Origin of the sequence: Candidatus Cardinium sp. cBcalN2 (assembly GCF_022810445.1) — a bacterium.
GTDB lineage: Bacteria > Bacteroidota > Bacteroidia > Cytophagales > Amoebophilaceae > Cardinium.
This window is the reverse complement of the sequence record NZ_JAACGD010000030.1, coordinates 1-10201: the sequence shown is the minus strand read 5'-3', so window position 1 is coordinate 10201 and position 10201 is coordinate 1. Positions and strand designations below refer to the sequence as shown.

Below are 10201 nucleotides of genomic sequence, written 5' to 3'. Positions count from 1 at the left end.
GAATTTTTATCTTACTTTTCTTGATAAGAAAGTGGACAAAAAATCAAACCCGCTGTAAAAAGTTGTGGCAATCACGTATTAGAGCTGTAAAAACAGAAGTTACCCGCTGCTTGGGTTCAAACAAGCTGTTTTTTCTAATCACTTCTAATGGGTGATTGCTGATCGCAACATTTTACAAGGAGTTTTTTTCTTTTTATGCGTGGTCTTGACAAAATGATGCATAGATACCTTTGCTTGACCAAAAAGTAGGAAACAAGCTTAATAAAAATTTGTTTTAATAAATCAGTCTACTATATTAACCCCCACCTGACGTTTATATATAGGTGCTACTATAAAACGCTTACCGGGTAATGCACGCAATAACCCTTGTAATTCAAGCGATAATAAAGCCGCTTGTACTTCTCCGGTTGGCAAAGCGGTAGCATCGATTAGGTTATCAATAGCTATTGGTTCGACTGACTGCTCAAACTGTTTTAAAATTATCTGTTCTGAGCTTGTAAGTGGATAGTTAGGATAAATATTCGATTGGGATGGAGCATGCACTTCCCAGTTCATGATATAGGCTAAGTCACTGATATGGGTCAGCAGGTGGGCTTGATTGCGTTTGATCAATCGATGGCATCCTGCAGAAGTATCTGAATAGATACTACCTGGTAATGCAAACACCTCCCGGTGGTAATTATTGGCATAATAGGCAGTGATCAATGCACCACTTTTTTCTTTGGCCTCAATCACTATGGTTACATCTGCTAGGCCAGCTAAAATTCTATTGCGTGCCACAAAAGTATGGGCACCTAGTCCACTGCCTATGGGGTATTCTGCGATTAAACCTCCTCTAGAGCTGCACATTTCCATCGCTATTTTTTTGTGTGCAGTAGGGTAGATTTCATTCACGCTGGTTGGCAAAACGGCTACTGTAGCGAGCCCCATCTCTAGTGCTTGTTTATGGGCCCATATATCTGCTCCATAGGCTAGTCCACTCACCACAAGCGGCTGATAGGGGAGTAGTTGTTCTAAGAATTTGGTAATGGATGCTTGGCCATAAGATGTTAATTGTCTCGTTCCCACAATGGCTACTACTCGCTGTTGATTCAATAGGGTTTGCCCTTTATAATAAAGAATAGAAGGCCTATCTGGTAAGTCTAACAATCGTTTGGGATAATCCTCTTCCCCTGTTGTTAGCAACTGAATGCCGGCTGCTTGATGCAATTCTAGCATTTTTTCTGCCTGGTCCAGGTTACTGCCTGAGGCGATAGCTTGGGCTATTTTATAGGGAAGCAAACGATTGCCTTGATGTGCGGCGGTAAATACTGCTTGCGCGCTGCCGAAATAGGCCAATAATTTTTTTAACCGAGCACAGCCTATACCTGGTACCAATAAGAGTGCCAACCGATAGTGCTTTTCTGCTGAAGTGATCGGGGCAATCATATAGAATCTTTCTTTAAAGCAATTAAAAAATCACGTAAGCCATGCAATCGTTCAACGACCTCTGCTGGGGTAATGGTCGGCGCAATACTATGTTTCTGGATTACTTTGCGTGCACCTGCTAAATTATATCCTTTTTCTTTAACAAGCGTATAGATATACCGCAATTGAGCGATATCTTTTTCTTGATACCTTCTAGCTCCTTTGCTGTTTTTAGTTGGTTGAAGAATACCACTAAAAGCTTTTTCCCAAAAACGTATTAAAGAAGGAGCTACACCAAAATGACGGGCTACCTCTTGGATGGTAAAATACTTTTTTTCCATTTATCCAGAAAAAAGTAAGTACAAAGCTTTTTATGACTAAGCCAGCCTAAAAGTTTGAACAAAGGGCTTGTGTTGGATGAGCTGCTTGCTTACGAATTGCTTCATATTCAGCAGCAGTAAGCTCTCCTACAAAATATTGAACTGGATTTACACGACGTCCATTGCAATAGACCTCATAGTGAAGGTGAGGGCCAGTTGCATCGCCAGAATTGCCAACTGTACCAATCTGCTGCCCCCTAGTTATGCGCTGCCCTTGTTTAATCATGATGGTATGCATATGAGCATAATGGGTTTGAAAGCCATTACCATGCTCAATAAGCACGTGATTACCATACCCTCTTTTATGTTCTTGAATCCATTTAACATACCCATCTGCAGCAGCATAGATGGGTGTACGGATAGGAGCTGCAAAATCAACACCTTCGTGCATCCTGAGTATTTTAAAGATTGGGTGGGGGCGCATACCAAAATGGCCAGATATTCTTTTCAAGTGTTCCTTAGCAACGGGTGGTAAGGTAGGCATAGATCGCAATCTGCCCCTATGTCTTTTTGCCAGACTCCATATTTGATCGTAAGATTTCTTTTGAATTTTCAACTGACTAATGAGTTGATCTACTTTAGACAAAGTTTCAACAATTAAGGTACCTTTCCCTAAATGGGCATATTTATTTACACCTCCAATGCCCGCATTACGCTCTGTAGCAGAAAGGGGAGGTGCATTTAACAATACTCTATATAAATCATCATCCTGTTGTTGCAAGGTAGCTAAGAGTGCCGTACTATTTTCTATTTTTTTTTGGACATCATAGTAATAAGTCTCAAGCTCTTGCTTATTACGTAATAGTTCTTCCTCTCTCGGTGAAATAAAATGACCTTGATAATACCTCACTATAACAACCGCTAGCCCTACCGAAAAAAATATAAATAGACAACTGCGTAAGATAAGCACCAATGTAGATGTATGTGCACGCTCATAGCTACAAGTAGCGGGGTTATAATAATACTTGGTTTTAAGCATAAAGAATATATAATGACAGGATACGCACACCCAGGGTACTTGAATTTAGTAAAATTGAGGAGAATAAACAAATCATACAGGGAATTGGAAGCACGAATGTTGATTGTTTCTAGGTTTAAATATACAAAAGCGACTCCCTAAAAAGGCATTAGAAAGTCGCTCCTAACAGGAGAAAAATATAAAGCATATTTATTTTACTTCTTCAAATTCAGCATCTGTTACATTACTATTACCGTCTGTAGCACCTTCTTGTCCTGCAGTCGCAGTAGCGCCTTGTTCGGTAGCCTGCGATTTTTGGTAGACCTTAGCCATGACTTCACTCCAAACTTTGTTTAGAGCCTCTAATCCAGCATCAATAGCCGGAATATCTTTTTCTACATGTGCTTTTTTCAAATCTGCCAAAGCGGGTTCTATATTTTTTCTATCTTCTTCATTGATTTTATCACCTAGCTCTTTGAGTTGTTTTTCTACCTCAAATATAAAGGAGTCGGCTTGATTAATTTTATCGATTTGCTCCTTTTCTGCTTTATCTGCAGCTGCATTAACTTCTGCTTCCTCTCTCATGCGCTTGATTTCATCTTCGGTTAAGCCAGATGAGGCTTCGATTCGAATCTTTTGTTCTTTACCAGTACCTCTATCTTTTGCAGAAACATGCAATATACCATTGGCATCTACATCAAAAGCAACTTCTATTTGTGGAACGCCTTTTGGAGCAGGTGGTATATCAGATAAATGAAACTGACCAATCGTACGATTATGTTTGGCCATGGGTCTATTGCCTTGTAGCACATGGACGATAACAGAAGATTGGTTGTCTGAAGCTGTTGAAAAAACTTCTGATTTTCTTGTTGGAATAGTAGTATTAGCCTCAATTAACTTGGTAAAAACCCCTCCTAATGTTTCAATACCTAACGATAATGGAATAACGTCAAGCAATAAAACATCTTTTACTTCTCCGGTTAGTACACCCCCTTGGATAGCGGCTCCTACGGCTACTACTTCATCAGGATTGACCCCTTTGGAAGGTTTTTTACCAAAAAAGCGCTCTACTTCTTCTTGAATCTTTGGTATGCGGGTAGACCCACCTACTAAAATAACTTCATGAATTTTACTCTGTGGATCAGATGTATCACCAAAAGCATCTTTTAAAGCTTGCTGACAAGGTGTTAGGGTACGTTTTACTAAGTCATCTACTAATTTTTCAAACTGTGCCCTAGATAGTTGTTGTACGAGGTGTTTAGGGACTCCATCAACGGCAGTAATATAGGGAAGATTAATCTCCGTAGTGGTTGCACTAGAAAGCTCAATTTTAGCTTTTTCAGCAGCCTCTCTCAGGCGTTGTAGTGCAGTTGGATCTTTTCTTAAATCAACGCCTTGTTCTTTTTGAAAACTATCTGCAAGCCAATCTGTTATTTTTTGGTCAAAATCATCCCCACCTAAGTGGATATCTCCATTGGTAGATTTAACTTCAAAAACCCCATCACCAAGCTCTAAAATAGAAATGTCAAAGGTACCACCTCCAAGGTCAAAGACAGCGATGGTGATATCCTTATTTTTTTTGTCTAGACCATAGGCTAAAGCCGCAGCAGTTGGCTCATTAATAATGCGTTTTACAGCTAAGCCAGCGATTTCGCCCGCCTCTTTAGTGGCTTGTCGTTCTGCATCATTAAAATAAGCAGGAACGGTAATAACGGCCTCTGTAACGGTAGTACCTAGGTAATCCTCTGCAGCACTTTTCATCTTTTGCAGAATAATAGCAGAAATCTCTTGAGGTGTATAGAGGCGATCACCAATCCGTACACGGACGGTATTGTTGGCACCACTTTCTACCTGATAGGCAACTTCGTTAAGCTCATTAGCGACACTATTATAGCCTTTACCCATAAAACGCTTAATAGAGCTTATGGTATTATGCGGATTTATAATGGCTTGGCGCTTAGCAGGATCGCCTACTTTTCGCTCCCCCTTTCCACCATTTAAAAAAGCAACTACAGATGGTGTAGTTCTTTTACCTTCGTTATTAGGAATCACTACTGGCTCGTTACCCTCCATAACGGCAACACAGGAGTTGGTGGTTCCTAAATCGATTCCAATTATTTTTCCCATTGCTAATTTCTATTTTATTTGTATTTGATTGTTTCCTTTACTGATAGAGCCATTTATTTAGCGCTATTACATATAGGGGTGCTACAAAGTCCATGCCAAATGAACTAATCTGTTCCAGGCTATGTCAAAATGACATAACCTGGAACAATATACTGCATAACAAGTAGGGGAATTATTTACGAGCGTTTTTCTTAGGTCGTTTTGGATCTGCTGCACTATTTGAAAAGTTTTTATTATACGCTTCTGGGTGACTGATAATATCTCTAGCTTGTTCCAACATTTCAGTTGCATACCCCTGTTCTGCCAATATATCTATGGCAATCGTTTGATTAGAAGCACCAGGGACTACTTTATAGGTGTAGTGAATTTTACCATCTTTGCCTACAGACTTGATATAAACTTTATAGTTTTTAAAGCCTTTTTTTGGTTCCCTTTCTTCCAAAAGCATAACAATTGGATAGTGGGTAGCCACAATGTTTAGGGCGTTCCTATATTGGGCAATATAGTTTAAGACAGAGTACTCTGCTGCCCCGCCTTCCACTGGATTGGTGCCATTAAAAGGTTCATCAAAAATGGAAAAACTAAACTCACTTTCTTTTAATCTTTTTAATATCCTCAAATGAGAGTGAAATCGATCTACTTCTGCCACAAAGAGTGACTTACCAGCTGCAATATCATCGGTAATATCGATGTAGGTATTGATTTTGCTAAAAAGTGTCATTTCACAGGACTTAGCAGGTGCTATACCAAAAGTTTGACTTAACAAAACAGTTGTGGCCACACCCGTTAAAAAGGTAGACTTACCCCCTGCATTCGGACCGGTTAAAACAATCGTTTGTGTTTGAGTAGCTTGACCCATCATTACATCATTACCAACAGCTTCACTGGGGTTTAACATCGGGTTCCACATACCAGCAATAGCCAGCCGGGGCTTGGTATAGGTTTTAGGTGACAAAAACTTGGTAAAGGTATAGCCATGTGGCCCATTCATAGCAGCGGTTTCTTGCATAAGCGTGGCTATAGATAAAAAGGCATCTAGCTCCCCTAAGGCATACATAGCATCATGGAAACTAGCTTTATGTTCTACAAAAAGTTTGTAGCTAGCCAATAGCTTCCCAGCATGATTCCAAAGATACGACCAAGAACGCAGCGGTAGTTCCTGTAGATAACGCAACAAATTACCCACCTCAGAAGATTCTTTTGAACGTGCTAAGAGGTCCCTTATCGGCTTAAGTTGTGGGCCATATAAGGCTTCTAAATCACTATTTTTCTGAACCAATTCATTGACTTTTTGAGCTGTTACCAAAAAGGTTTGGACGTCGGCCATACGCAAGGCAAGATGCCTCAAAACACCTGCATACTCTTTATAGTTACTATATCCCATGTAGTATTGATAGAGAGAGTGTATAGTTATCCAACCGGAATATATGTAGTAAATGCTTTTTAAGGCCATTGACTGATTCTTAAAATTTTCATTAATAGCCTCTTTATTTAGATTGTTGCTTTGTACTAACCCGTCTGCCATATCTCTCATACGGATAAAATTATATATTGGTACAAACAGAGGGAAAAAATACTTATAGCATTGTTTACGTGTTATATTTAGCAGCGGAGTCATTATTTCTGTGCTAGGAATACCAATAACTAAAGGATACCACACGTAATTAGAGTAAATATTCCAAATATCTCGCAAAAGTATTTTTCTGGTTTGTAACGAACTAGCCAATTTATTGGAAGTAGGAGACTTGGTATAAAATAGACCAGTCAAATATTTATTATATGCTTCACCATAGAGCGGATCTGTTTCAGTCCAAAAAGAGAGCATGTTTTTTTCAGATGATTTATAATTTTGTATCTGAGTTTTTATATCACTAGCTAGTTCCTTATTCTGGCAGAAAAAATCTATGTATCGCTGGCGTCTGCTAAGCGACTCCATGCTAGCAACCGGTGCAGCCAGCAGTGAAGCAAGCGCTGCTTCTCCTAAAACAGTAATGGCTTTATTAATCCTGGAGAAAAAATGATAAGCTGGCGTAGTAGTCGTGCCACAAAAAAGATGCAAATCGTTCCAAGCATATGGGTTCAATAGGCTACTAGCTTGTTTATAATAATCGTTGTAAAAATTACTTTTAGCAAAGATTTGATTGAATACTACAGCCCGTTCTGTTCTCGGTGAAAGATGCGTGTCGGTAATATTGATGTCCGATGGTTTTGTTTTTTTGGCTTGATCTTTCTTGGGCAAAGCGGCTGCCCCTTCAGTAAATGATTTTAAGTAGCAATCAGCTAACTGTGTAGCCATGGATGAGGGGCTTTGCACAGCCCCAACAGAGACCGGGAGGCAAAAGATAAATAATAGTAGTGCTGAAATAATACGCATAAAAAAGGGAAGATTTATAAGTTAAATTATTTACCAAGCTTGGCTAGATAAAACTAGCTACCAGGAGAATAAAGCTATGAAAAAAAAATAAATTGTTACTACAACTACTAGTTTTAAGGGAAAAGATATGGAAAATTTATAAATTTTTACTAAATTGCACCGCGAAAGCAACCTTTTTATTTACCAAACCACTATGTCCCATTTTACATCTTTATCGTGGTTTAAAAAATGGTTACAAATTATTTTTCCGATAAAAAAAGGGGAAAAACAAAAAATCTTTCTGCTGCTGCTTTTAAAATTTCTCATTTCTTTTGTTTACTGTATTTTAACGGCACTCAAGGATACTGTGCTGGTCACAGCTAACCACTCAGCTGCTGAGGTTATTCCCATCATAAAAGGTTCGATCATCTTTCCGATTTCGATAGCAGTAGTGCTACTGTATACCAAACTAAACAATTGCTTAAAGCAGACTACCCTCTTTTACAGTACCATTCTCTTTTTTTTAGGTTTGATTCTTTTATACGGTTTTGTATTGTATCCCCATGCAACAAAGGTTAGCCCTTATGCGATGGCAGATTGGTTAAATGGCTATACAGGTGGCAAGTATTTGCATTGGATTGCTGTTTTCCGCCATTGGATTCATGTCCTATTTTTCGTAGTGGCAGAGCTTTGGGGCCAAGTAGCTCTTATGTTACTCTATTGGAGTTTTGTGAATAATGTTTGCAAGATGGAAGATGCCAAGCGATGCTATGCCATTTTAATTGCTGCAGGCGATGTGGCACTAATTATTACAGGGCCACTCGTATTAGCTTATACCAAAAAATATAGCCATGGTGACTTTGTCTGCACGGTGCAAGCCTTAATAGCCTATGTGGCTTACTGCTGCCTAGCTATTTTATTTACCTATTGGTTGGCCAATCATATCCTAAAACCAGATCTCAATAGTACCAACCGAAAGGCCCCTCAGGTACTACGTCTATCCCTCTGGGGGAGCCTCAAGCATGTGGCTGCTTCCCGTTATATACGTAATATAGCCGTTATGGTGGTTGCTTGCGGGCTCTCCATAAACATTGTAGAAGGCACTTGGAAATCTTATCTCAAAGAAGCTTTTCCAAAAGCAGTAGATTATCAAAGTTTTATATCAGAACTAAATTTTTGGACAGGTATTATTGCCTTGGTCATCTCTCTTTTCTTTAGTGGAGGTATTCTAAGAAAATTTGGATGGCAAACAACTGCACGCATTGCACCAGCTATCATTGGATGTATGGGTGCTTTTTTCTTTTTAATGAGTTATAGTAAAAATAACGTGCCTTATTTGACCAATTGGATTGGTTCCAAATTAGTTTTATACCTGGTAATTTTTGGTGGTATTCATAATATAGCAGTCAAATCGATCAAATATGCTTTTTTTGATAAAACGACGCAAATGGCTTATATTCCACTTGATATAGAAACAAAAATTAAAGGAAAAGCTACTGTAGATCTATTAGGTTCCCGTTTGGGCAAAGCAGGATCTTCCTGGATTCAAATTGCATTACTTGAATTACTTCGGACCAATAGCATTCAATCTCTTTCAGGTATATTATTATGTTTCTTGTTGCTAACTACTATTATTTGGTATCGAGCAACCGGTAATGTGAGTAAGGAATTACATATGCTAGAAGAACAAGAAGCGAAGGGAAGTTAAAAAACTGCGCTTTGCTACTGGCTCTCTACTATCAATTCCGGAGCGTAATGGCTGCAGCAATAGCCAGTAATTAACTGGTTGTTCACCATTTTAGTAAAAAAGTTTTTTATCCATTTTTTTCTTTGTGTCCATTCACTTACTTTTTTTTGCCTGCCATAGGGCTGAATAGATAGATTTTTACTGAAAACCCAAATTCTTTTATATTAGGTTCCTCTATTTTATGCTTTGAACATCATTATGAATCTAAAAGTATACTATTTTTCTACAATAGAACCATTAATCTTAAACTTTAATAAAATTATATGCACAAGAGTGTAATTGTTTTTGGTATGTGTGATCTTACCAAAGGGGCCTTAGATATATTTGAGAAAAACAACTTAATCGTTTATGGCATTTTAGAGGATGAAGTAAGATGGCATGATACTACCCTGCATAACATACCTATTTTAGGGACGACCAATGATCCAAGGTTTTTAGCGTTACTGAATCAAGAATGTGCTGCTTTTATAGCCTATCGCCATATGCAAAAACGAAAAAGCTGTTTAAATTTTTTATTAGCGCAACAAAAATCTACTCCTATATCGGCGGTTCATCCATCTGCTATTATAGCTGATACGGTTCAACTAGGTCAAGGCAACTACATAGGGGCACAGGTTTGTTTGGCTTCAGATGTAACTGTAGGTAATCACACCATCTTACACAATGGGGTCATTATTCAAGCAGAAACGCATATTCATGATTGGGTAGAGATAGGGGCGGGTAGTATTATTGGAGAGCATGTAACGGTAGAAGAGGATGTCTTTATTGGCATAGGTGCTAGCATTATTCCGGGGGTTACGATTCAAAAAGGGGCTAGCATTGGTGCAGGATCGGTTGTTTTAGGAAATGTTAAACGTGGTGATGTGTTACTGGGGAATCCAGCCAAGTCTATTCAACAATAAGGCTTCTTTATCCACTATTTTACAAGAGACGTTTTTTCTTTTTGTGCGTGGCCTTGCCACAATTCGTCTAAGCAACTGGATTGCATATAGTTTTTTGTATCCATTCACTAGTGTGGCACAAGTACACCCCAAAAACGCCCCTTGTAAAATAGTTGCGCTTTCCGGAACCTTTGTTTCCGTTCACCCAATGGCGTCAACTTAAGATATATATTTAATTGATTACTACATTCAATGATATATAAAAACGCCACTTGTAAAAAGCTGCGATCAGAAAGCTCAGCTTATAGCAGTTTTTTGCACAGGGCTTGATTTTTTGGTTACTTTCTT

The 10201-nt window shown here is 38.7% G+C and carries 7 protein-coding genes; 2 read left to right on the top strand and 5 right to left on the bottom strand.

Annotated features, from left to right (window positions below; all coding sequences use genetic code 11):
• Positions 1-282: 282 nt before the first annotated feature.
• From dprA to MUW74_RS01050, 5 genes are all read right to left on the bottom strand, one after another.
• Entirely contained in the window at positions 283-1428 is a 1146-nt protein-coding gene (dprA, locus tag MUW74_RS01070; RefSeq protein ID WP_243517470.1) for a DNA-processing protein DprA, read from the bottom strand.
• On the bottom strand, positions 1425-1748 hold the full coding sequence (locus MUW74_RS01065) for a MerR family transcriptional regulator (RefSeq protein ID WP_243517469.1): 324 nt from the start codon (positions 1746-1748) through the stop codon (positions 1425-1427). Before MUW74_RS01065 ends, dprA begins: the two co-directional genes overlap by 4 nt.
• 46 nt (positions 1749-1794) lie before the next feature.
• Positions 1795-2766 (bottom strand): peptidoglycan DD-metalloendopeptidase family protein, encoded by a 972-nt coding sequence (locus MUW74_RS01060; RefSeq protein WP_243517466.1) that lies wholly within the window; start codon positions 2764-2766, stop codon positions 1795-1797.
• 189 nt (positions 2767-2955) lie between these two features.
• Entirely contained in the window at positions 2956-4872 is a 1917-nt protein-coding gene (gene dnaK / locus MUW74_RS01055; RefSeq protein WP_243517464.1) for a molecular chaperone DnaK, read from the bottom strand.
• A 172-nt stretch (positions 4873-5044) separates the two neighbouring features.
• Positions 5045-7246, bottom strand: coding sequence for a hypothetical protein (locus MUW74_RS01050; protein WP_243517462.1), 2202 nt, complete (start codon positions 7244-7246; stop codon positions 5045-5047).
• A 193-nt stretch (positions 7247-7439) separates the two neighbouring features.
• Between MUW74_RS01050 and MUW74_RS01045 the strand changes: the two genes are divergently transcribed.
• Both MUW74_RS01045 and MUW74_RS01040 read left to right on the top strand, forming a co-directional pair.
• A complete protein-coding gene (locus tag MUW74_RS01045; RefSeq protein ID WP_243553021.1) occupies positions 7440-8933 on the top strand; it encodes an NTP/NDP exchange transporter in 1494 nt (497 codons plus the stop codon).
• A 302-nt stretch (positions 8934-9235) separates the two neighbouring features.
• Complete coding sequence (locus tag MUW74_RS01040) at positions 9236-9874, top strand: DapH/DapD/GlmU-related protein (protein ID WP_243517449.1); 639 nt, start codon at positions 9236-9238, stop codon at positions 9872-9874.
• Positions 9875-10201: the final 327 nt, after the last annotated feature.